Origin of the sequence: Bartonella chomelii (assembly GCF_014138465.1) — a bacterium.
Lineage (GTDB): Bacteria > Pseudomonadota > Alphaproteobacteria > Rhizobiales > Rhizobiaceae > Bartonella > Bartonella schoenbuchensis.
This window is the reverse complement of record NZ_JACJIR010000008.1, coordinates 1-23321: the sequence shown is the minus strand read 5'-3', so window position 1 is coordinate 23321 and position 23321 is coordinate 1. Positions and strand designations below refer to the sequence as shown.

The 23321-nt window shown below is 36.3% G+C and carries 18 protein-coding genes and 1 pseudogene; 11 read left to right on the top strand and 8 right to left on the bottom strand.

Features of this window, described 5'->3' with window-relative positions; genetic code table 11:
- Positions 1–249: 249 nt before the first annotated feature.
- From GGR10_RS06175 to GGR10_RS06165, 3 genes are all read left to right on the top strand, one after another.
- Positions 250–642 carry a Fur family transcriptional regulator gene (locus GGR10_RS06175; RefSeq protein ID WP_182480368.1) on the top strand — a complete coding sequence of 131 codons (393 nt, stop codon included), beginning with the start codon at positions 250–252 and terminating at the stop codon, positions 640–642.
- Positions 643–796: 154 nt separating this feature from the next.
- Positions 797–1894 (top strand): HlyD family secretion protein, encoded by a 1098-nt coding sequence (locus tag GGR10_RS06170; protein ID WP_182480367.1) that lies wholly within the window; start codon positions 797–799, stop codon positions 1892–1894.
- 19 nt (positions 1895–1913) lie between these two features.
- Positions 1914–3485 (top strand): DHA2 family efflux MFS transporter permease subunit, encoded by a 1572-nt coding sequence (locus GGR10_RS06165; RefSeq protein ID WP_182480366.1) that lies wholly within the window; start codon positions 1914–1916, stop codon positions 3483–3485.
- 118 nt (positions 3486–3603) lie between these two features.
- Here the strand turns inward: GGR10_RS06165 and GGR10_RS06160 are convergent, their stop codons facing one another.
- The 3 genes from GGR10_RS06160 to GGR10_RS06150 all read right to left on the bottom strand — a co-directional run bounded on the left by GGR10_RS06160 (position 3604) and on the right by GGR10_RS06150 (position 7344).
- Positions 3604–4737 (bottom strand): type III PLP-dependent enzyme, encoded by a 1134-nt coding sequence (locus GGR10_RS06160; RefSeq protein ID WP_182480365.1) that lies wholly within the window; start codon positions 4735–4737, stop codon positions 3604–3606.
- Positions 4738–5366: 629 nt separating this feature from the next.
- Positions 5367–6284, bottom strand: a complete 918-nt coding sequence (gene trhO / locus GGR10_RS06155) for an oxygen-dependent tRNA uridine(34) hydroxylase TrhO (protein ID WP_182480364.1) — start codon at positions 6282–6284, stop codon at positions 5367–5369.
- Between the two features lie 232 nt (positions 6285–6516).
- Positions 6517–7344: a ferredoxin--NADP reductase gene (locus tag GGR10_RS06150; protein ID WP_182480363.1), complete on the bottom strand. Its 828-nt coding sequence runs from the start codon at positions 7342–7344 to the stop codon at positions 6517–6519.
- 719 nt (positions 7345–8063) lie between these two features.
- Between GGR10_RS06150 and alr the strand changes: the two genes are divergently transcribed.
- Entirely contained in the window at positions 8064–9185 is a 1122-nt protein-coding gene (gene alr, locus GGR10_RS06145; protein ID WP_182480362.1) for an alanine racemase, read from the top strand.
- A 435-nt stretch (positions 9186–9620) separates the two neighbouring features.
- On the opposite strand, the gene gcvP is transcribed toward alr, so the two are convergent.
- The 3 genes from gcvP to gcvT are packed head-to-tail and all read right to left on the bottom strand — an operon-like array spanning position 9621 to position 13915.
- On the bottom strand, positions 9621–12413 hold the full coding sequence (gene gcvP, locus GGR10_RS06140) for an aminomethyl-transferring glycine dehydrogenase (RefSeq protein WP_182480370.1): 2793 nt from the start codon (positions 12411–12413) through the stop codon (positions 9621–9623).
- A 5-nt stretch (positions 12414–12418) separates the two neighbouring features.
- Entirely contained in the window at positions 12419–12787 is a 369-nt protein-coding gene (gene gcvH / locus GGR10_RS06135; protein WP_182480361.1) for a glycine cleavage system protein GcvH, read from the bottom strand.
- 6 nt (positions 12788–12793) lie between these two features.
- On the bottom strand, positions 12794–13915 hold the full coding sequence (gene gcvT / locus GGR10_RS06130; protein WP_182480360.1) for a glycine cleavage system aminomethyltransferase GcvT: 1122 nt from the start codon (positions 13913–13915) through the stop codon (positions 12794–12796).
- Between the two features lie 769 nt (positions 13916–14684).
- On the opposite strand from gcvT, the gene GGR10_RS06125 reads away from it, so the two are divergent.
- From GGR10_RS06125 to GGR10_RS06100, 6 genes are all read left to right on the top strand, one after another.
- Positions 14685–15347, top strand: coding sequence for an LON peptidase substrate-binding domain-containing protein (locus GGR10_RS06125; protein WP_182480359.1), 663 nt, complete (start codon positions 14685–14687; stop codon positions 15345–15347).
- A 13-nt stretch (positions 15348–15360) separates the two neighbouring features.
- A complete protein-coding gene (locus tag GGR10_RS06120) occupies positions 15361–15552 on the top strand; it encodes a Trm112 family protein (RefSeq protein WP_182480358.1) in 192 nt (63 codons plus the stop codon).
- 736 nt (positions 15553–16288) lie between these two features.
- On the top strand, positions 16289–17320 hold the full coding sequence (locus GGR10_RS06115) for an aspartate-semialdehyde dehydrogenase (RefSeq protein ID WP_182480357.1): 1032 nt from the start codon (positions 16289–16291) through the stop codon (positions 17318–17320).
- A gap of 281 nt (positions 17321–17601) precedes the next feature.
- Positions 17602–18420 (top strand): MetQ/NlpA family ABC transporter substrate-binding protein, encoded by an 819-nt coding sequence (locus GGR10_RS06110; RefSeq protein ID WP_182480356.1) that lies wholly within the window; start codon positions 17602–17604, stop codon positions 18418–18420.
- A 6-nt stretch (positions 18421–18426) separates the two neighbouring features.
- Complete coding sequence (locus GGR10_RS06105) at positions 18427–19461, top strand: methionine ABC transporter ATP-binding protein (protein WP_182480355.1); 1035 nt, start codon at positions 18427–18429, stop codon at positions 19459–19461.
- A complete protein-coding gene (locus GGR10_RS06100; protein ID WP_182480354.1) occupies positions 19454–20113 on the top strand; it encodes a methionine ABC transporter permease in 660 nt (219 codons plus the stop codon). The genes GGR10_RS06105 and GGR10_RS06100 overlap by 8 nt, the downstream gene beginning before the upstream one ends.
- On the opposite strand, the gene GGR10_RS06095 is transcribed toward GGR10_RS06100, so the two are convergent.
- Entirely contained in the window at positions 20110–20598 is a 489-nt protein-coding gene (locus GGR10_RS06095) for a MaoC family dehydratase (RefSeq protein ID WP_182480353.1), read from the bottom strand. The genes GGR10_RS06100 and GGR10_RS06095 overlap by 4 nt on opposite strands.
- A 155-nt stretch (positions 20599–20753) precedes the next feature.
- Between GGR10_RS06095 and GGR10_RS06090 the strand changes: the two genes are divergently transcribed.
- Positions 20754–22073 (top strand): NAD(P)H-dependent oxidoreductase, encoded by a 1320-nt coding sequence (locus GGR10_RS06090; RefSeq protein ID WP_182480352.1) that lies wholly within the window; start codon positions 20754–20756, stop codon positions 22071–22073.
- Between the two features lie 132 nt (positions 22074–22205).
- Here GGR10_RS06090 and GGR10_RS06085 read toward each other — a convergent pair.
- A pseudogene (locus GGR10_RS06085) lies at positions 22206–22889 on the bottom strand (enterotoxin A family protein); the annotation flags it as partial.
- Positions 22890–23321 lie beyond the last annotated feature (432 nt).

The following is a 23321-nucleotide window of genomic DNA, read 5'->3' as shown; positions in this document are numbered from 1 at the left end:
AAAATGCTAAAACAAGTGCGCAAAAAACCACCTCACGTGGCTTAACGACCTCGTCTCCAATGTATATAGACCCCATACCCTGAAAGAGTCAACACTATTTTTATAAAAACTTATCTCTTCATTCAATAATAATATCACTAAAATTGAAAGATAAAAATCAATTTTATATGGAAGTGTGTATCATAATCATCATTGTATAAATATCTTGTACACTTTATACTTCATAAAATGATGAAAAGAAAGGTGTAAATGTTGCCTAAACTTACACATAACCAGATGCTCGTTTTAAACATTTTAAAAAATGAAAAAGGGCCTTTAACTGCTTATGAGATTCTTGATCGCTTACGCGAAGAAGGGTTTCGTGCTCCTTTACAGGTTTATCGTGCATTAGAGCGACTCATTCAGTTAAAGAGTATTCATCGTCTTGAAAGTGTTAATGCTTTTATGGCCTGTTCATATCCTGAAAATTGCCAACATGAATTAACAATTTTTACAATTTGTGTTAAATGTGGCAAAGTAAATGAGGTGCAGGAACAAGCAATTATGCAAGGTGTTCAAAAAATGACACAAGACACTGGTTTCCAAGCCCATAGAAGCACACTCGAAGTACAAGGTGCTTGTAAAAAATGCACAATAAAGTAAGGCTCTTATACTTGCAAGTTCATATATTTAATGTTATTCATTACTTAGTATATTGCTTGTTTGCAAAGCTCTTGCCGTTCTCTTGTGTATAGGGCATTTTCTCATATTAATGAAGAGCCTATTTTCATTTTTAGCACATGAAAGTACAAAATCCATGTCCATATCTGAGGTAATATTTCCAATAAATATGCGCCTTAAAGAAATGAAAAAAAAGCAAATAATCAGTGCTCTTTTTATTGTTCTTATGTTTTTTATGCTTTGGGTTAGCTATAAATGGTTAACACACTGGCGTCATGTACTTACAACTGATGATGCTTATGTACAGGGGGACATAGCGGCTATTGCCCCTAAATTAAATGGATACATTGAAGAAATTGCTGTTAAAGCCAATCAAGCTGTAAAAAAAGATGATGTTTTATTTCGATTAGAAAGTGGTGATTATCAAATCAGCTTGGAGCAAACAAAAGCTCGTCTTGATACACAACAAAAAACCCTTGCACGCATTGATGCACAAATTATAGCTGCCCGCAGTGTTTTAGATGACGCTCAAGCGCAAAAAACAGCTGCCTCTGCCATAGCAACTAATGCACAACTAACTTTACAGCGTGCTACAGAACTTAAAGCTGATCATTATGTTTCTCAATCTAATTTTGACAATGCAAAATCAGCCTATGAACAAGCCATTGCCAATGTTGCTCGTACAGATGCACAAATAGCTGCAGCTCAAGCTAATATTCGAGTGCTAGAAGCTCAACGAAATGAAATTGAAAGTGAGACAAAAAGTCTTGAACTCATGCGTGATAAAGCAAAACGCGACCTTGATTCAACTATTTTGCGTGCTCCATTTAATGGAGTTATTGGAAATTTAACAGCAAAAACAGGTGATTTTGTTGTCAATGGTCAACGCCTTGCTGCTTTAGTACCTATCCATACATTATATATTGAAGCAAATTATAAAGAAACACAGCTGAAAAACATTTACAATGGGCAAACTGCTTATATTTCTGTTGATGCTTTTAAAAATGAGGTTTTGAAAGGCAAAGTTCTTTCTATTTCACCTGCAACGGGAGCTGTTTTTTCTCTATTACCACCACAAAATGCCACAGGTAATTTTACTAAAATTACCCAACGTATTCCAGTGCGCATTTCCATCCCCGACGATGCATTAAAAAGTGGGCGTATCCGAGCAGGAATGAGTGTTTTAGTAAAAATCGATACACGGACAAGGCCTCAAGGTAAAAATTCTTTATAACAAAATCAATGATCTCATCATGAAAGAACCAACATCTACGCCTATTTCTTCTCAAGAGCGTATAGAAATGCGTAAAATCATAGCCTTCATCGCTATGACTTTTGGTATGTTCATGGCTATTTTGGATATTCAAATTGTCTCTTCATCTTTGGCTGAAATTCAAGCGGGTTTGTCAGCCAGTCCTGATGAAATTTCATGGATTCAAACTTCCTATCTTATAGCAGAAGTTATTATGTTACCTCTTTCCGGTTTTTTAGGGCGTTTACTTTCAACACGTATTTTATTCAGTCTATCAACTGTTGGATTTACTATTTCATCTATTCTTTGTGCCACAGCAACATCTATTGAACAAATGATATTTTATAGAGTACTCCAAGGCTTTATTGGTGGGGGTATCATTCCCAGTGTTTTTGTTGCTTCTTATACAATTTTTCCTGCCTCTAAACTTCCAATTATTTCGCCTATTGTAGGACTAGTAGCAACACTAGCACCCACTATTGGCCCTACAGTAGGCGGTTATCTTAGTCATACTTTATCGTGGCATTGGCTTTTTCTTATTAATGTGCCTTTTGGAATCATCATCTCAATTATAGCTTGGAAATTAATTGACTTTGATAAAGCTGATTTGTCCTTATTAGCTAAATTTGACTGGTGGGGCCTTATCTCTATGGCAATCTTTTTAGGGTCTTTAGAATATGTTCTAGAAGAAGGTGCACGTCATGATTGGTTTAATGATAATTTGATCTTTACTTTTTTTATTATTATGCTCTTATCTGCTGGCATATTTTTCTGGCGTGCCTTTACTGTAAAAGAACCAATTGTTGATCTTACTGCTTTTTCTGATCGCAATTTCTCGATCGCGTCGATGTTTTCTTTTACGCTTGGGATAGGTCTTTATGGCCTTACCTATCTTTATCCTGTTTATTTAAGTCAAATCCGTCACTATGATGCCCTGATGATTGGAAATGCAGTTTTTATTTCAGGTCTAGCTATGTTTTTGACCGCTCCTCTTGCAGGATTCCTTTCTGCACGAATGGACGCACGTCTTATGATAGCTATAGGGCTTGCAAGCTTTGCATGGGGAACATGGTTGGCTACTTCCATCACAGATGATTGGGATTTCTGGGAGCTCTTTTGTCCGCAAATTTTTCGTGGTATTTCAGTTATGTTGTGTATGGTTCCTATTAATAATATTGCCTTTGGTTCATTACCACCAGAGCGAATGAAAAATGCCTCTGGTCTTTTCAATCTAACACGAAATCTTGGTGGTGCAGTGGGGCTTGCTATTATCAGCACTCTTATGACGCAACGTACTGACCTTCATTATGGACGAACAGCTGAAACTATTCAGCATGGAAATATTCAAGCAACAGAAATGCTTTCAAATCTCACCATGCAGTTTAGCTCTGCTACTTTTGATCCCCATGGTCTTTCTTTGCTCCAACTTTTTAATATGGTTCTCATACAAGCACAAACCATGGCTTTTAGTGATATCTTTTTTATAATGACTATTCTTTTTAGTATTTTAACCTTTTGTACCATCTTCCTCAAAAAGACAGCTATATCTACTAATATTTCTCCAAACCACTAATTTACATCGTAAAGTGTGAGAAAAACTTTGTATTTTGATTATTAAGTAGCACAGTCTTATTCTTTTACCATTTCAACTACGTGCTTTATAAAGTAATATCATGCATTTATAAAAAAGCTTAGATTACATAGGATCGTAAAGGCTCAAAACCATTAAATGCAACAGATGCATAAGTTGTTGTGTAAGCACCAGTCCCGTGAATTAATAATTCATCGCCAATGGTTAGAGATAAAGGAAGAAGATAGGGTGTTTTTTCATACATGACATCTGCTGAATCGCACGTTGGACCCGCTAAAATACAAGGCTCCATTGCCTTATCATCATGAATTGTTTCAATAGGATAGCGAATAGCTTCACCCATAGTTTCGGCAAGGCCATTAAATTTTCCTATATCAAGATAAACCCAGCGAATATTATCATTATCTGCTTTTTTGGATATCAACACAACCTCTGTACGAATAACACCAGCGTTGCCCACTATCGCACGCCCCGGTTCAATAATCGTCTCAGGAATACGATTACCAAAATATTTTTTTAATGAATCAAAAATCGCTATACCATAAACTTGGGTTGTAGGAACCTCTTTCAAATAACGTGCTGGAAAACCTCCCCCCATATTAACCAATTTTAACTGAATACCTTCTTTCTCCAAACGTTCAAAAACTAAAGCTACATCCGATAAAGCGTGATCCCAAGCGTTTAAATGTGTCTGCTGAGATCCCACATGAAAAGACACACCATATGCTTGCAAACCTAATTGGTGTGCGCGGCGTAGCACATCAACCGCCATATCAGGAACACAACCAAATTTGCGTGATAATGGCCACTCTGCCCCTTCACCATTGGTAAGAATTCGGCAAAAAACGCGAGCTCCTGGTGCAGCACGAGCAATTTTTTCCACTTCTTCAACGCAATCAACCGCATAGAGCGAAATGCCAAGAGTATGAGCATAAGCAATATCACGTTCTTTTTTAATAGTATTCCCAAAAGAAATACGCTCAGCTGTTGCTCCTGCCTCTAAAGCCATTTTAATTTCTGCTACAGAAGCAGCGTCAAAAGATGATCCTAAAGAAGTAAGCAAACTCAAAATTTCAGGTGCTGGATTTGCTTTAATCGCGTAGAAAATACGCGATTGAGGAAGAGCTTTTTCAAAATTTAAATAATTCTCACGAACAACATCAAGGTCAACAATCAAACATGGACCTTTTGGACGATGTGTTGAAAGGAAATCGCGAATACGCTGCGTTGTCATTTGCAATTCTCCTTAAGAAAGGCAAGAGCCTCCCTTTTTAAAACCAAAGGACAAAATACACACAAACCACTATTTTTATCCTTATTATTCAGATAATCAGGATAAATCAGCATTGTATGCAACGAAGGAACAGCGCGAAAACCGCATTGTTCTATTTTGTCTGCCTTTTTGATTGGAGTTGCACAAAAACTTCCGCACTGAAGGCAATGAGGTGTGCCTCTATAGTTTATCCCAGCATTTAAAATAGCTGGAAGACACCAGAAAGGCCCGCACCGTCGTTGCTTCAAGATGTCCTCATTCTTTCGATTGGCCGTAAGAATGACTGGAGCGGTTAGTTCCAGGTACCGTACCGGTTAATCTCACCATTTGAGAACCAGCGGACACCCACAGGCACGTGCGACTTTGGGCAATGTTGCGTATAAGACTAATTTTTATTTATTTCAATCATTTTTTTTATTTTTAGACAAAAAATGATAGCCAAAAATACACTTTATTCAAAAACGTAAACTAGTTTATATTCCTATCTTCTGCAATGCAATAATAGGCTAACCAATATAACCTTTATTCAAAGTGCCCTTCTTTTAAAATAGAAGAAAAAATAAAAGTTTTGAATATTAAAATAGCAATCATCATCGTTCTTGATAAGAATGTATTGCACGTGATTTTAATAACTGGAACTGTTTATGACGTTCTCGAAAACGCTGTCTATCAGCGTCACTGCGTGTATTATAACAAGCATCACACGATACACCCTCTTCATAATGAGGTGATAACTTGCTTTCAGCATTAAGAGGATAGCGGCAAGCTCGGCATAATTCGCGCCCACATTCTTCAAGACCGTGACTTACAGAAACACGTTCATCGAAAACAAAGCATTCACCCCACCATAGGCTTTTTTCTTTTGGCATTGTTTCTAAATAGCGTAAAATACCACCTTTTAAGTGATAAACTTGATCATAACCAAGCCCACGCACATAAGCTGTTGACTTTTCACACCGTATACCGCCTGTGCAAAACATGGCGATTTTCTTTTTCTTTTTCAAATCACCTTCATGCTTAGCTATCCATTCAGGAAATTCACGAAAGGTTTTAATACGAGGATCAATTGCTCCTTGAAAACTACCCAATGCATATTCATAATCATTGCGTGTATCAATTAAAATCGTTTCTTCATCTTGTATCAGGGCATTCCAATCTTCAGGCTCTACGTAAGTGCCAACAATTTCCAACGGATTAACACCCTCTACTCCCATTGTAACAATTTCTTTCTTTAATCGCACTTTCATACGATGAAAAGGCATCTTTGATGCCCATGAATATTTAAGTTCTGGCTTCTGCAAAGCAGGCTGTGCAGTAATAAAGTGGACTAGTGCCTCAATTGCAGCACAAGAACCAGCAACTGTTCCATTAATACCCTCTTTTGCTAAAAGCAAAGTACCTTTAATGTCATTTGCCTGGCATAAATCCCGCAAGGGTTTTTGTAATTGATGATAATGTTCCAAATCTGCAAAACAATAAAGAGCAGCAACTTTAAAATTCTTTTCCATATTCTTGCAATAACCCGCGTTTCATTCAATTTCAAGACTTATTCATATTAACTCTTTATATATTGAGCTTAAATTAAACTACACTTATCATATTATTGTATAGAGAAAAATTACCTTGCACTCAAAATAGAGTGCCTTTTACTTCTTTATCTAAAAATAAACTCTGATATTTTTACTCCTATGATTTGCAAAATGCCATGTTCATAAATAGCAGCGCGACGTAGATTCTTTTCTATCCCACAAAAGCACGTTCTACAACATACGTGGCCGGTGCATTATTTGCCCCCTCAATAAGCCCGAAAGATTCACACATCGCTGCACAATCCTTCAGCATTGCCATTGAACCACAAATCATTACACGGTCTTCATCAGAATTAATTTTTGGCAAATCAGCCATTTCAAAAAAAGCACCGCTCTTCATTACATTAGTAATACGCCCCATATACTCTGAAGGTTCGCGAGTAGTCATAGGATAAAATTTTAACTGCTGTGCGTACTCACCAATAAGGGGATCTTGATACAAAGATGCAACAAGATCTTTTGCATACGTCAACTCATCTTTTTCACGTGTTGTTTGAACAAGCACAACTTGAGAGAACTTCTCATAAGTTTCAGGATCACGAATAAGACTTGCAAAAGGAGCAACACCTGTACCTGTTGAAAGGAGATAAAGACGCTTTCCAGGAATAAGAGCATCAAGAACCAATGTTCCTGTAGATTTTTTACGCATTAAAACCGTATCACCAATTTTGATTTTTTGGAGATGTTCGGTCAATGGCCCTCCTGGGACTTTGATAGAAAAAAATTCTAGCTGTTCATCCCAAAATGGACTGGCAATTGAATACGCACGATAAATTGGCTTTTCTGCATTCGGTAAGCCAATCATAACAAATTCGCCTGAACGAAAACGAAAAGTTTTTGGCCGGTTCAGACGAAATTTAAACAAATGATCTGTATAATGGCAAACTTCCTGAACAGTGAGCGCAAATACATTATCAGGAATCGGAAAGTTTGATGCAACACTACTGATGTTTGATTGAACATTGGTGGTACCACTCATAAAATCGTTCCTTATCCTTATATCCTTATTGAATATTGAATTTTGTAAATGGTATAATGGCTGCACAACCATCTGCCAATATCCCTCTTAGACATATAGTGTTAAAATAATATTTTTAGGACTTAAACCAATCAAATAAAAACATCTGAAAAGATGTCTGTCATACCAAATAATCTTTTATCAAATAATCATTTTATAATGAATCAATGCAATCATACCATATTGCTAGCGTTAACAAACAACCAATAAAAAGCATGACTTGCTGTCAAAATTTAATTTTGGAAAACTGACTGCCTTAAACCTTAAAATAAAAATTTTATTTCTTCTTTTAAAAGCAATTTAAATATTTACCATAAGTAATACACATATCTCACAATGCTTGAGAATGCTTTTTGTTTTTTATAGATTCAATAAATACTATTACAATTACAGGAAATATTCTTTATTTCTAAAATATGTATTTAAGCAAAAAATAGCTTGTTTGTTAATTATGGTATGAATTACGTGAATTTCACAATACAGGTCGGGAATAATATTTCCATTGATCATATCAAAGCTAAACATTTTATTTCTAAAGATTGTTCTTATTATATATAATCCGCTATGACTTTAAAAATAAAAACAATAGCTGAATTCTCTGTACAAGTTTATACAAGCAACAACTCAAAAAACTCGTATTTATTACTGACACAGATTTATTATACAGATAAGATTTTACAATGAATAAATCCGTTGATTATGAAACAAAAACATCGCTTCCCTATACAGCTGTCGTAACTATTGACATTGGTGCCATTGTTGCCAATTACACAGCTTTAGCTCAACATGTTGCTCCTACAGAATGTTCAGCCGTCGTAAAAGCCAACGCTTATGGAATAGGTGTTGAAAAAGTTGCTCCTGCACTTTATCAAGCTGGTTGTCGTACATTTTTTGTTGCTCAAATTAAAGAAGCGCTTCAATTAAAAAACATCTTACCGTCTGATATTACTCTTGCTCTTCTTAATGGTCTTCCACCTGCTGCAGAAGAATTTGTAGCTCAAGCTGGTATTGTTCCTGTTCTTAATTCTTGGCATGAAATTGAAAGTTGGCAAATACTTTGTCAAGAAAAGGGTAAAAAATTCCCAGCAATCGTTCAAATTGATACCAATATGAATCGGTTAGGTCTTGATCAAAAAGAATTACAACAACTTATCAAGTTCCCTACCCTGTTTGAAGTAGCAGATATAAAATATATTATAAGCCATCTTTCCAATGGAGATGATTTCACACATTCATCTAATGATACACAATTAACCACCATAAAAACAATGCTTGCACAATTACCTGCGTGTAAAGTTTCACTTGCTAATTCTGGAGGAATTTTCCTTGGTCCAGATTTTTATTTTGATCTTGTGCGTCCAGGCATTGCACTTTATGGAATCAATCTCCATAAAAAACACACAGTACCCATCAAACCTGTTTTAAAACTTGAAGCTCAGGTTATTCAAAGCCGCTTTGTCGAAGAAGGTGTACCAATCGGCTATGGAGGGAGTTTTATTACCCGCCGGCCAAGTGTTCTTACAACTATTTCTATTGGCTATGCGGATGGATGGATGCGCAATCTTTCTAACAAAGGTTCTGTTTATTTTAAAGGATACAAACTCCCCATTGTTGGACGGATTTCTATGGATTCTATAATTGTTGATGCAACCGACCTCGAACATGACAAACCTAAAAGAGGTGACTGGGTAGAGCTTATCGGAGAACATCAAACAATTGAAGATGTTTCTATAGATGCAAATACCGTTCCTCACGAAATTCTTTCTTCTCTTGGTGCTCGCTGTAAACGTATTTATATTTAAGCCATCAAAAAACTACCAATAAAATCAATTTCCAAATTAGCGTTTTAGAAAAGCAGCCTCGCTGGTTGTAACTTCAACATAAACCCCTTTAGAAATGACAAGGATATACTCATTCTCTATTTCTACAAGAATCAAATTGAATTAATTCATAAGAAAGATAATCAGATTTTCAGCGTCAAATATGTATTGAATGAACAGAGGGAATTTAACTTATGTTTGAATTCTTCTTCTCTTCTTTTATTCAACAAAATTGGCAGTAAATTCTCAACTTAATCTATGAGAATTTACAAATATTTGTATCTTAAAAGGAAAAATAGCCAATTCATCAGTAATGACATAAGCTGAAAACTGATTTTTAACACTATAAAATTTGATAGCACTCGTTATTAATATAATTCTAAAAATCCACACAAAATGAGTGGATTTTTATGATATTTAATCCGTTAATGGCGGCGGGCAAGAACAGATTAATGCTCTATCGCCGGCAACATTATCAATGCGTGAAACAGGTGGCCAATATTTACTAGCTGGATCAACATGGTGGTTAGGAAAAGCAGCCTCTTGCCGCGAATAAGCCCTTTTCCACTGATCATCTAAAGTATCTGCCAATGTGTGCGGTGCATTCACTAGCGGATTATCTTCTTTTGGCCAAACACCTTCACCGACTTTCTTAGCCTCTTCAGCGATAGATAATAAAGCATCACAAAAACGATCAATTTCTGCTTTTGGCTCTGATTCTGTTGGTTCAATCATCAAAGTCCCGGGAACTGGAAATGACATAGTCGGTGCATGAAATCCATAGTCTATCAAACGTTTTGCAATGTCATCAACACTAACCCCATATTGCTCTTTCAATAAACGTGTATCAACAATACATTCATGAGCAACATACCCATGCTTGCCCCGATAAAGAATAGAATAAGCCTTTGAAAGACGTGCAGCAATATAATTGGCGTTTAATATTGCTGTTTGTGTTGCATACTTCAAGCCATCTGCTCCCATCATCCGAATATACATCCATGTAATAACAAGAATAGAAGCACTTCCATAAGGAGCTGCAGAAACTGCGTGTGTTGTCTTGTGCTGTTCATGACCAGGTAAAAATGGCTTTAAATGCTCTTTTACACCAATCGGCCCAACACCAGGACCACCACCACCATGAGGAATTGCAAATGTTTTATGAAGATTCATATGGCAAACATCTGCTCCCATATCTGCCGGACGTGCAAGACCTACAAGCGCATTTAAATTGGCCCCATCAAAATAAACTTGCCCACCATTTTCATGGATAATAGTGCAAATGTCTTTAATGCTTTCCTCATAAACACCATGTGTTGAAGGATAAGTGATCATTAAAGCTGCCAAACAGTCCTTATGCAATTGTGCTTTGGCTTTAAGATCATCAATATCGACATCGCCATCATTTAAACATTGAACCACAACAACTTTCATACCAGCCATATGGGCTGAAGCTGGATTGGTACCATGTGCAGATGCAGGAACAAGACAAATATTACGTTGATGATCGCCACGAGATTGATGATATCGACGAATAGCCAAAAGCCCGGCATATTCACCCTGAGCACCAGAATTTGGCTGAAAAGAAACTTGAGCAAACCCTGTAATTTCACACAGCCACGCATTTAGCTGACTGATCATTTCTCGATAACCCTCTTCATCTCCTTGAGGAGCAAAAGGATGTATATTAGCAACTGCAGGCCAGCTCACAGGTATTAACTCAGCCGCTGCATTAAGCTTCATTGTACAAGAACCAAGTGGAATCATTGCTCGATCTAGCGCTAAGTCTTTATCTGATAAGCGGCGCAAAAAGCGCATCATATCTGTTTCTGAATGAATCGCACTAAAAAATGGTTGTGAAAGAAAAGCAGCATCACGCTCTTTACCCAAAAGCTTTGAATCAGACTTGTCTGCTAGTTGTGCCCCAAAGAGCTGTGCTAAAGCACAGGCATCTTCTTCTGTTGATAACTCATCAAAATTGATTGTAACCCTATCATTGTCAATAACACGAATAAGATACCCTTTCGCTTTTGCTTGAATTGCAACTTCTTGAGCTTTTCCTTTAACAAAAATACTGACACAATCAAAAAAGTGTCGATTTTCACAACGTATACCTGCTGCTTCTAAACCACTAGCAAAACGGCATGTTAAGTGATGAATTCTCTTAGCAATTGCCTGTAAACCTTGCGGCCCGTGCCAAACAGCATAAGCCACAGCCATATTAGCCAACAAAGCCTGTGCTGTACATATATTTGATGTAGCTTTATCACGTCGAATATGTTGTTCACGAGTTTGCAATGCCAAACGAAAACTGACACGTCCTTTCGTATCGACTGATTGACCAACAATACGCCCTGGAATTAAACGTGTTAAAGCAGAACTCACAGCAAGATAGCCCGCATGAGGGCCACCAAAACCCATTGGAACACCATAACGTTGCATAGAGCCAACAACAATATCTGCACCCCATTTTGCTGGCGACTCCATAATAGTGAGTGCCAAAGGATCAGCAACAACAATTACCAGCGCTCCTTTTGCTTTTGCTTCTTTAATGACTTCACTGTAATCATTAAAGCAACCTTTTGTATCCGGCCATGACAAAACAATAGCCGCTGTATCTGCGCAAATTTCTCCATGCGTGTTTATGTGAATACCTTGTGTTTCAGCGCGCGTTTGAATGACACTCAAAGTTTGAGGATGCAATAGACTTTGAATCAAAATTTTTGTCTTCTTTTCACGAGCAAAGCGAAATGCCACCGCATTAGCTTCAGCTAAGGCTGTTGCTTCATCTAAAAGTGAAGCAGCAGCAACAGGCAAGCCTGTCAATTCACTAATTAATGTTTGAAAATAAAATAATAACTCTAAACGCCCTTGGCTAATCTCTGCTTGATAAGGTGTATAAGCAGTATACCAAGCTGGATTTTCAAAAAGATTGCGTAAAATAACAGATGGCACACATGTTCCATAATAACCCTGGCCAATGAAATTTTTACGCAAACGATTGCGCTCCATCATTTTGGACAATTCTTCTAAGGCCTGTTTTTCACTTGCCGCTTGTGGCAAATTAAGTGGACGCTCTAAATGAATAGACTGGGGTATAGCTTGAGAGATCAATGTGTCAACTGAATCAAGTGCTAAAACATTTAGCATTTCTTGTGTTTCACCAGGTCGAATCCCAATATGCCGAGAAAAAAAACGACGTTCTTGCATAGCACTCATCCAATCAACGCTTTATAAGCATTCTCGTCCAGCAACCCATCAAGTTGTGTTTCATCTTGTAGCGTCATTTTCCATAACCAACCTTCTTTTTCGGCTTTCTGATTTACCAACGCAGGATCATCTATCAATGCCTCATTAATTTCGACAACTTCGCCATCGATAGGTGCATAAACATCTGAAGCTGCTTTAACCGATTCCACAACAGCAGCAGAATCTCCCTTAGACAGCTGTGTGCCACTTTGTGGCAAATCAACAAAAACTAAATCACCTAACTGTTCTTGAGCATGATAAGTGATCCCAACAGTGGCTACTTTTCCTTCAATGCTGATCCATTCATGGTCTTGTGTAAAATAAATCTTAGACATAGAATATTACCCTTTAAAATAACGTTGCTTAATAAAAGGGAGTAAATGAACAGATAGCGCAATTTTTTTACCACGCAATTCAGTAAATACTTCTGTTCCTTCAGCCTTCCAATCAACAGGGACATAACCCATTGCTACTGGGCCGTTAAAAGAAGGACCAAAACTCCCCGATGTTACTACTCCAATCTGGTTACCCTTATCATCTAGAAGAACGGCACCCGCGCGCACAGGTTGACGCGTTTGCGGCTTTAGACCAACGCGACAGCGTGATGGCCCCTTTTCATATGCTTCAAGAAAAGCTTTCGCTCCATAAAACGCAGCTTTTTCACGAACATTTTTGGAAACAGCCCATGTCAGTGCAGCTTCAATAGGGGTGATGTCAGGTGTAATATCGTTGCCATGTAAACACAACCCCGCTTCTAACCGAAGACTATCACGTGCTGCAAGACCAATCCATTCAACACGACAATCACTGAGCAATTTTTCTGCTAATTCCTGTGCTTGATCTTCTGGCAACGCAATTTCAAAACCGTCTTCCCCTGTATAACCAGAACGTGTTACAAACCAATCTTTGCGTGGTTCAAATCCTTGCATAAATAACAGTTTATTACCAGGCAAACCCGCATCAGCTATAACAGACGCTGCTTGTGGCCCTTGAAGAGCAAGAAGCACTCTCTCAAGTGCACTTACATGACAATCAAAGTTAGTGGCGCGTTTTTTTAGTTCAGCAAGATCAGCTTGTGCATTACCTGCATTAACGACCAGTATAAAACGGTGATTTTCTAAACGAGTAAGAATGAGGTCATCAAGAATACCAGCCTGTTCATTAAGTAAATAGTTATACCGTGATTGGCGCTCTTTCAAAAGTGCAGCATCTACAGGAAGGGCGTAGGATAAAAATTCGGCTGATTGCGGCCCTTCAACAACGATCAATTTCATATGAGAAATATCAAAAAGACCAGCATGAGCACGGGTGTGAAGATGTTCTTTTAAAACCCCTAGAGGATAAGTTAAAGGCATCATCCAACCAGCAAAAGGACCAAATTTTGCTCCTGCTTTTTCGTGTAGTTCATGTAAGGGAAGATTTTTAAAAGAAGATGTTTCAGGTTTTTGCGATAGTGTATTCATAATTTCTCCAAAGTCGCACCATCACTACATAATATGGTAACTTTTATTCTTGTTTGTCATAAGCCTTAAGGGATTTACTAAAAACGCTTAAACTGTTGGCATAAGTCTAGCCACTTTTTAAATTAGTTTTTACGGCTCTTATGGTTTTAAAAAATTATAGACTATTTCCCCTTTAGCGACAGGCGTGAAAATTTGCGTTTTGCTTATCTTACGCATAAGATAAGAAAGTAAAGTGATGACAACGCTCTTTCTGACATATTGTCATTTATATTCTATCTTCTCCACACTGTCATTAGCAAATTGATTAGTATTCCCTAAATTTTAAGTTTTTTGATATACATAGGCTATTTAAAAGATTTTGAAATTATGTAGATTCTTTTTTAAGAATTTACTGCGTTAAAATATAACACAAGAAAGTACAAGGATTATAAACAAAAAAGACAATTTAAAATTTTAAAGAAGCATTATATTGTTTAGCAATAATCCAATCAAAACGATGAGGTTTGATAATATCTAATGGTGAGTATTTTTTGAGTGAGTTGCAAAGCTTTATTTAAAAGCATCTCATACGATTACTTCCACTTTCTTTTATATTTTCTCTTGTAAATGAAAAAATACAAAGTTGCAGTTTTTTATCATCGTTCATAGATATAAAGTATTTCATAGAGATAAGTTAATTTATAAATATAGTCTTTCTTATAACCAAATGATATTATAAACTGTGGTTACTTTGGCACTAAACTACACCAGATAAAGGTCACAAATATCCATGAAAGCTGGCAATATCTATTATAATTGTGAAAATGATTTGCCAAAGCAGATTGCTCTTTTTCCCTTAGAAGGTGCATTATTGTTACCGGGTGGTTTTCTATCACTTAATATTTTTGAACCAAGTGCTCTTGAAATGGTTGAAGACGTTATGGCATCCAATCGTCTATTAGGAATGATTCAACCACTTTCATCAGATATAGATAGCTTATCTAAACAACTTTATAAAATAGGATGTATCGGTCGTATTACAAATTATAATGAAACTGGTAATGGACGACTCTTCATTGTGCTTCAGGGAATTTGCCGTTTCACTTTGGAACAAGAATTGATGAATACAAAATCTTATAGGGTTGCTATTATTCGATCAAATACGAAAGATCTGCAAGAATCTGATGTTTCAGAAAACATTAACCGAGAAAATTTATTAAGCACTGTTGAGCATTATCTAACTATCCATGAAATGGAACATCATTGGAATAGTATTATACAAACGCCTACATCCGTATTGGTGGATACTCTCTCAATTCTTATACCTTTTGCACCTGCAGAAAAACAAGCCTTGTTAGAAGCGCCAGACATTGCAAGCCGTGCTCAAACTCTTCTTGCTTTAACTGAACGTTCACTGATGAAAGAAAAAGGAACATATAATCGTTTAAATTAATGGATCTCAAAATATGAAAAAAATGATTACTGATCCCAAAATGCTTGAATTGCTTGTTTGTCCAATTACAGGAGGAACGCTTTCTTTAAATCGAAAAACACAAGAGTTGATTTCACTTAAAGCGCAATTGGCTTATCCTATTCGTGATGGTGTTCCTATTATGCTTGCTTCAGAAGCTCGTTCTTTACAATCAAATGAAAAATAAATAACTTTTTTATTTAAGAAGTAATTTATAGATCAAATTAATACCTGTATAAATTCTTCCCTAACCAATCTTTATATATCCTTTTTTATAAAAGAAATGCTTTAGTTAAAATGAGATTATATTTTCCATATTATATTGGAAATGTGAAAATTAGATCTGCTGTTTGTGGTTGGAAAATAAACTGATTTTGTGTGGTAAGTAAAATAAAGATTTTGATTGTTTATTCTGATGAACAGCGTAAATAATTTGGCAATTTCAAGCAGGTTTTAAAAATCATTGAAAATGATTTATGTATAACTTCGCATTTTAATGAAGAAGATTTGATGGGTGCAAAATAGGGTCAATATAAGATCAATATATTGTAGAGGCACTATTTAGAATTCAAAAGTTTTAAGGTACAACAATTGACAAAAAATAATGAACTCAATAAACTAAAGCTGTATCAGGAAGGTATTTGTATAGCTTGATATATAATGTTCAAGATTTTTCTTATTTTCAAAAATTTAAAAGAAACGGTACATTACAAATATGAAGCCGTTATAGTGTTATGACCACGATAAACATATGATGCATAGTTGATTAATTAAATCACTATGGAGTGCTGAGTTGAGCTTGGGAACAACGTGAAGATTATTTTATGCCTCTAACTAACTTATCTTTTCCTGGTTACAGTACAAAGAAAGAGGTTGATAATATGTTAGTTTTGTACAACGGGAAAGGATAGGAGTGTAGAAAAATGAATTTCAAAGTCGCAGTTGTTGGTGCAACCGGAAATGTTGGTCGTGAAATGTTGGCAATTTTGGAAGAGAGAGGTTTTCCTGCCAGTGAAATAGTTCCTTTAGCTTCACGGCGTTCATTAGGGCAAAGTGTTTCTTATGGTGATAAAACTTTAAAAGTAAAAGCACTTGATACATATGATTTTTCTGATACAGATTTATGCCTTATGTCTGCTGGAGGAAGCGTTTCTAAAGAATATGCTCCCAAAATTGGTGCAGCCGGTTGTGTGGTAATCGATAATTCGTCTACTTGGCGTTATAATCCTGATGTGCCTTTAATTGTACCTGAAGTTAATGCAAAGGCTATAAGCGGTTTTTCTAAACATAATATTATTGCTAATCCTAATTGTTCAACAATTCAACTTGTTGTGGCTTTAAAACCTCTTCACGATGCAGCAATTATTAAGCGCGTTGTTGTCTCTACTTATCAATCAGTTTCTGGAGCTGGTAAAGCGGGGATGGATGAGTTGTTTGAGCAATCAAGAGCAGTTTTTGTTGCCGATCCAATTTCATCAAAAAAATTCACCAAACGCATTGCTTTTAATATCATTCCCCACATCGATGTCTTTATGGAAGATGGTTATACTAAAGAGGAATGGAAAGTAATGGCTGAAACAAAAAAGATTCTTGATCCTAGGATTAAATTAACAGCTACTGCTGTTCGGGTTCCTGTCTTTATTAGCCATGCTGAAGCCGTTAATGTTGAGTTTGAAAAAGCGTTGAGTGCTGATGAAGCACGCACCATTTTACGCGATGCACCAAGTTGCCAACTTATTGATAAATGTGAAGACGGTGGTTATATCACTCCTTACGAGTGTACTGGTGAAAATGATGTTTTTATTAGTCGCGTTCGTGAAGATATTACTGTTGAAAATGGTTTAACTTTTTGGGTTGTTGCTGATAACTTGAGAAAAGGAGCAGCATTAAATGCAATTCAAATTGCTGAATTACTTGTCTCTAATGGTTTGATCAAACCTAAAGCAGCAGCTTAAGCAAAAACAGTAATATAAGGCAAAAAAATTGTTGTATGCTGTAGAGTGGATTTTAAAAAACAATTAGTAGAGTTTTTTGATTCAATTTGAAATTGAAATACTTAAAAAATCTATTTATTTGAATAACAGCTATTCATAGCAAAAAATAACATTATCTTTTCAATAAAAATGATTGAATATTCTATTAAGCTTTTATACTCTTCAATTTCCTTTCCAAAAATATTGAGTATATTGGACTTTCCCTTAGAAAATCTTGAAAAGTAGAAGAAAGATAAACACATATGACATTGAATAAATTGTCTTGGTATATTGTAATAGGAATATCTCTTTTTCTTTCCGCATTTTTTTCCCATGTTCCTTTTGCTATGACAGCAGATAAGTCAAAAATTAAACTTGGTGTTATGGAAGGAGAGGAAGCAACTGTTTGGAAAGTTGCTGTTGAGCAAGCTAAAAAAGCTGGTCTAGATATTGAACTTGTTTATTTTTCTGACTACGCTTTGCCTAATGATGCTGTTAATGCAGGAGATATTGATGCGAATGCTTTTCAACATGCACCTTATTTGAATAATCAAATTATGCAGCGTGGTTATAAACTTTCGGTTGCTGGTTATACATTTATTTCCCCAATTGGTGTTTATTCACACAAAATTAAAGATATAAAAGATCTACGTGATAGAGCAAGTGTTGGTATCCCTAATGATCCATCAAATGGTGGGAGAGCTTTGCTTCTTCTTGATTCTTTAGGTTTCATTAAGTTAAAAGATCCTCAGAATGTTCTTTCATCTCCACTTGATATTGTTGAAAACCCTAGAAATTTGAAGATTCGTGAATTGGATGCTGGTATCTTAGGGCGAGCAATCAATGATTTTGATATTGCGATTGTAAATACAAATTGGGCTGTAATTACTGGGTTAGATTTACAAGAAGATGTTATTGCGTGGGAAAAGGTAGAAAATAACCCTTATAATAATGTCATTGTTGTGCGCACTATTGATAAAGATGAGCCATGGGTTAAAAAATTAGTAGCTGCTTATAATAGTGAACCTGTACGTGCGAAACTTAAAGAGGTTTTTGGTACAGCTGTTCAAACATCTTGGTAATTACGAATGGAAACCTCTGCTCTTATTTCTTTAAAAAACGTTAGCCGCTATTTTTCTAGCGCGTTGTCTACTCCGGCAATTGATAACTTATCTCTTGATATTCATGCAGGTGAAATTCTTGGCATTATCGGGCGTAGTGGCGCAGGAAAATCTACACTTATGCGCTGCTTAAATGGCTTAGAACAAATTGATGAAGGGGGTATTTTTTTTGAAGGTGTTAACGTTTCAAATCTATCAGAAACAGAATGGGCACCCTATCGTCAACGTATTGGGATGATTTTTCAACATTTTAACCTTTTATCTTCACAAAAAGTTATTGACAATATCGCGTTACCTCTCAAATTAGCAGGTATAAGTAAAAAACAACGTTATCAACGTGCTTTTGAGCTTATTGAATTGGTAGGATTGTCTGGAAAAGAGTATCATTATCCTGCAGAACTTTCAGGGGGACAAAAACAGCGTGTTGGAATTGCACGCTCTCTAGCCGCTAATCCCAAAATATTATTATCAGATGAAGCAACTTCTGCGCTTGATCCTGAAACGACACAATCTATTTTGGAGCTTCTTGCTGATATTAATAATCGTCTCAATTTAACTATTGTGCTTATTACGCATGAAATGGAAGTTGTTCGTGCTATTGCGCATCGTGTTGTTGTGTTGAATCAAGGGCGTATTGTAGAGGAAGGATGTGTAAAAGATATTTTTACATCACCGCAAGAAGATACAACGATTGCTATGTTGAAACTTGTAACACCACAACTTCCTAAAGAATTAGCGCAAAAACTTAAATCAGTGGGTCAGGAAGCTGTCATTGAAATTAATATTGCTGGTGAAATTGCTCAGCAACCTTTTTTAAGTCTCCTTGAAGATGAAGTAGGATTAAGAGCACGTATTTTGCATGGTGGTATTGATACGGTTCAGGGTGAGAGTATAGGTCGCCTTTTTTTGGCTCTTCCAAGTCAAAACAAAGTGGCTTTGGAAAAAGCAGTCAGATGGTTGACAGAAAAAGGGCGATATTGTGAGGTTTTAGGTTATGTTTAATGTTTTTTTTCATGAGCTTCCTGGTGCTGTTTTTGATACATTATTTATGACAATTAGCGCTTCTTTTATGGCACTTATTGTAGGTCTTCCGCTTGGCTTGCTGCTTTATACAACTGCGCATGAAAGTCTTTTTTCATCACGTCTTATCAATCGTCCTTTAAGTATTATTATTGATAGTGTGCGTGCTATTCCCTTTATAATTCTTGCTTTTTATCTTCTTCCTGTTACGCGTATTGTTGTAGGAAGTGGTGTGGGAATTTTTTCTGTGATTTTTGTTCTTACTATTTCAGCTATTCCTTTTTATGCTCGTATAGCAGAATTATCTTTCAAAACAGTTGAATATAGTTTGGTTGAAGCTGTTCGTTCTATGGGGGCTAGTCGTTTTCAAATTGTTAGATATGTGCTTATTCCAGAAGCGCTTCCTAGTTTAATTACTGGTTTTACGGTTATGGTGATTTCTCTTATTAGTGCCACTTCACTTGCTGGATACCTTGGTGGTGGGGGTTTGGGCGATATGGCGATCCGCTACGGTTATCAGCGTTATAATACTTCTATTATGACAATAGTTATTATCTTTTTGATTATTCTCAATATTTTTGTTCAATGGTTTGGTAATCGAGTTGCACAGAAATTTGATAGAACAAAGCATTAAGAAGTTAAAGAGTTTATTTCTTTTTCTTCAATCATAGCAATAATAAGCCAATGTGCGACAAGAGCTGGATTTTTTAATTTATTGATTTCTATTGTAGTTTTATAATGGAGGACGACTCTGCCAGAAGGGCGAATTTTTGCGTCATCTAAAATAAAACGGGCGCGTATTTGTGCACCTGTTTTTACAGGGCTTACGAAGCGTATTTTATCAAAACCATAGTTAATTCCCATTGTCGCACCTTCTAATTTTGGCAGTGCTTCATAAGCCAGTGTGGACAGTAGCGATAATGTTAGAAAACCGTGGGCAATAGTACCACCGAAAGGTGTTTTTTTTGCTTTTTCTTCATCTACGTGGATCCATTGATGATCATCTGTTGCAGATGCAAATTGGTTAATCATATCTTGTGTAACTAAGCGCCATTGTGATAAGCCAATTTCTTTTCCAATGAAATTTTTTATATCTTGTATCGCTATTGTTCGCTGCATAATGTCATTCCTATTTTATTTGACAAAAAGCTTATATATTCTCCCTTGCTTTTATAAAACCCATTGATTAGAGCATCAATTATAAAAGATGGAATATTTTACAGACAAGTGTGTTCCGCGAATAAACAATCTTCCTTTTTCAGATGGAAAAAATAATGGCAAGTAACGTAAGATTGACAGGTTTAGCACATGATTTGAAACAACGTGCAGAAAATTATCAACCTATCCGTATTGGACTTATTGGTTGTGGTGAAATGGGTACAGATTTGTTGTCAAGTGTTGTACATATGGATGGTATAACAATTGCAGCTGTTGCTACTCGAACACCGTTACGTGTTTTTAATGCTGCTGTTTTAGCGTATGGTGAAGAGGGTCATGTGTGTGAAGTTGAAAATGCTACAGCTTTGACTCAAGCTATTGAAAAAGGTCTAATTGCTATTACAGATGATCTTGATCTTGTTTTGTGCCATGAACAAATTGATATTATTGTTGATGCGACAGGTCATCCTGAAACAGGTGCTAAAGTTGGTCTTAAAGCGCTTGAAAATAATAAGCACCTTGTCATGATGAATGTTGAAGCAGATGTTACAATTGGTGCTTATCTTAAACATGAAGCGGATAAACGAGGTTTAATTTATACGCTTGGTGCTGGTGACGAACCTTCTTCTTGTATGGAACTTATCGAATTTGTTTCAGCTCTTGGGCATAAAATTGTTGCAGCTGGTAAAGGAAAAAATAATCCACTTATTTTTGATGCTACACCAGATTTGTATGAAGAAGAAGCTTTGCGACGGAATATGAATGTTCGCATGTTAGTTGAATTTATTGATGGTTCTAAAACGATGGTTGAAATGGCAGCCATTGCTAATGCCACAGGCCTTCTTCCAGATTGTCCTGGAATGCATGGTCCACAAGCATCACTTGAAGATTTAAACAAAGTACTTATTCCAAAAAAAGATGGTGGTATTTTGGATAGGTATGGTGTTGTAGACTATTCAACAGGTCAAGGGGTATCTCCTGGTGTTTTTATAATAGCTGAAATAGCACATCCACGTTTACGTGAACGTATGGAAGATTTAAAAGTTGGTGAAGGGCCATATTTCACCTTTTATCGCCCATATCACTTAACTTCGATGGAGGTTCCGCTTACTTGTGCACGCGCAGTATTGTATGGTAAAGCGGATATGACACCACTTAATTATCCAGTGGCAGAAGTTTGCGCTGTTGCCAAAAAAGATCTCCATCCTGGTGATCAATTAGACTCGATCGGCTTATATAGCTACCGTGCTTGGACAATGAGTGCTTCAGAAGCACGCGTACACAAAGCTATTCCTTGTGGTCTTTTAGAAAAGGCGACAGTTGTGTCTGAGATTAAAAAGAATGAAATCATTACACAACACAACACTCGCCTCTTCGAAGACCAATATATTGTACGCCTTCGTACTCAACAGGACCTTTTATTTAATTCATTTTAAAAATAAAATGGCGTTTATTTTAAATTGAAACTAACATTAACTCAAGTTTATATTTTATTTATTCACAATTTATTTATATAAGTCCGCTATTATGTTATTTTTCTTTTCAATCAAAGCTCATTTTTCCCATCATCATTCAAGAACAACCATCGCTCTCTCTACTATAGCATGGTAACTTTTCCAAAACCAATCTGTTCCAAATTCCTGTGCTGATTTAGTTGGTGAACATTCTGATTTTAACTCACAAACAGCAAAATTAACCCACGGTTCAAAATGCCATGCTTCATGATAGTGAGGAAAACCTGCTAGTTGTGGTTGAGGATCTGGTCTTGAAAAATTTCCATATAATGCATCAACATAGTCCGGATTCTGAATAAACCCACCAACAACATTTCCATTTATCACTCTTTCCCATCCAGTAACTTGTTCCCAACGAATACCACCTAGCGCAGCTATTTCGTATTGGTCCGGATATGGAGAATATTGTCTCAATGCAGCGTTAACATCAATAAGATTAGGCGTTATTCTTATATGATAGACATAACTTGGCGACGTCCAGCCATGCGAGTAGAGCAAATTAATTGCAACATCTTGAGAAGTCGTTGTAGATACATAACCACCATGCAACCCCAATGCATGAGGGTGTAAATCTGTATTTGTTACATGTTCTAATAAATTTATATCTGATGGGGGCGCAAATGGCCGTGATCCATCTATACCCCAAGGATAAAATCCCTTAGCTTTTTTTATTTCTTTAGGACTTCTCGTATCTGCTCGATACACTATTTTATCATTAAGGTCATCAGCTAAAACAGAAAATGAAAATAGGAAATATTAAAAAAGAAAAAATAAGTTTTTTCATACACTTTCCTCCCTCCTTTTATAATAACATTATAGCTACAAGCTTGCAACATATTGTTCATTATAAGTAGTATAATAATATTTCATATTTTTTGTTTTATTACCTCTTTAATCTCCACCTTTGCTAACAGTACAAGCCTTATGGCGTAAATTACTATCTATTGATAAGCAGCTTTTCCTTAATTACCGCCAGGCTCTTTATCTTTTGTAACAAGTTTTGTTAAAAATACCTCTCAAGAGAACACAAAGAATTATATTTTTTCCACTTTTTATACAAGAACCATGTGATCCAAATATAGATCAGAAACGATAACGTAGCCCCCCTGAGAAAGTACTTCCCGAAAAACCAGCTTTGGTTAATTTTTGCTGATAAACCACATCACCATG

Bases quoted from the DNA above. Each gene is read 5' to 3' on its own strand.
- GGR10_RS06175 (WP_182480368.1), top strand. From the start codon at position 250: ATGTTGCCTAAACTTACACATAACCAGATGCTCGTTTTAAACATTTTA.
- GGR10_RS06170 (WP_182480367.1), top strand. From the start codon at position 797: ATGTCCATATCTGAGGTAATATTTCCAATAAATATGCGCCTTAAAGAA.
- GGR10_RS06165 (WP_182480366.1), top strand. From the start codon at position 1,914: ATGAAAGAACCAACATCTACGCCTATTTCTTCTCAAGAGCGTATAGAA.
- GGR10_RS06160 (WP_182480365.1), bottom strand. From the start codon at position 4,737: ATGACAACGCAGCGTATTCGCGATTTCCTTTCAACACATCGTCCAAAA.
- trhO (WP_182480364.1), bottom strand. From the start codon at position 6,284: ATGGAAAAGAATTTTAAAGTTGCTGCTCTTTATTGTTTTGCAGATTTG.
- GGR10_RS06150 (WP_182480363.1), bottom strand. From the start codon at position 7,344: ATGAGTGGTACCACCAATGTTCAATCAAACATCAGTAGTGTTGCATCA.
- alr (WP_182480362.1), top strand. From the start codon at position 8,064: ATGAATAAATCCGTTGATTATGAAACAAAAACATCGCTTCCCTATACA.
- gcvP (WP_182480370.1), bottom strand. From the start codon at position 12,413: ATGCAAGAACGTCGTTTTTTTTCTCGGCATATTGGGATTCGACCTGGT.
- gcvH (WP_182480361.1), bottom strand. From the start codon at position 12,787: ATGTCTAAGATTTATTTTACACAAGACCATGAATGGATCAGCATTGAA.
- gcvT (WP_182480360.1), bottom strand. From the start codon at position 13,915: ATGAATACACTATCGCAAAAACCTGAAACATCTTCTTTTAAAAATCTT.
- GGR10_RS06125 (WP_182480359.1), top strand. From the start codon at position 14,685: ATGAAAGCTGGCAATATCTATTATAATTGTGAAAATGATTTGCCAAAG.
- GGR10_RS06120 (WP_182480358.1), top strand. From the start codon at position 15,361: ATGAAAAAAATGATTACTGATCCCAAAATGCTTGAATTGCTTGTTTGT.
- GGR10_RS06115 (WP_182480357.1), top strand. From the start codon at position 16,289: ATGAATTTCAAAGTCGCAGTTGTTGGTGCAACCGGAAATGTTGGTCGT.
- GGR10_RS06110 (WP_182480356.1), top strand. From the start codon at position 17,602: ATGACATTGAATAAATTGTCTTGGTATATTGTAATAGGAATATCTCTT.
- GGR10_RS06105 (WP_182480355.1), top strand. From the start codon at position 18,427: ATGGAAACCTCTGCTCTTATTTCTTTAAAAAACGTTAGCCGCTATTTT.
- GGR10_RS06100 (WP_182480354.1), top strand. From the start codon at position 19,454: ATGTTTAATGTTTTTTTTCATGAGCTTCCTGGTGCTGTTTTTGATACA.
- GGR10_RS06095 (WP_182480353.1), bottom strand. From the start codon at position 20,598: ATGCAGCGAACAATAGCGATACAAGATATAAAAAATTTCATTGGAAAA.
- GGR10_RS06090 (WP_182480352.1), top strand. From the start codon at position 20,754: ATGGCAAGTAACGTAAGATTGACAGGTTTAGCACATGATTTGAAACAA.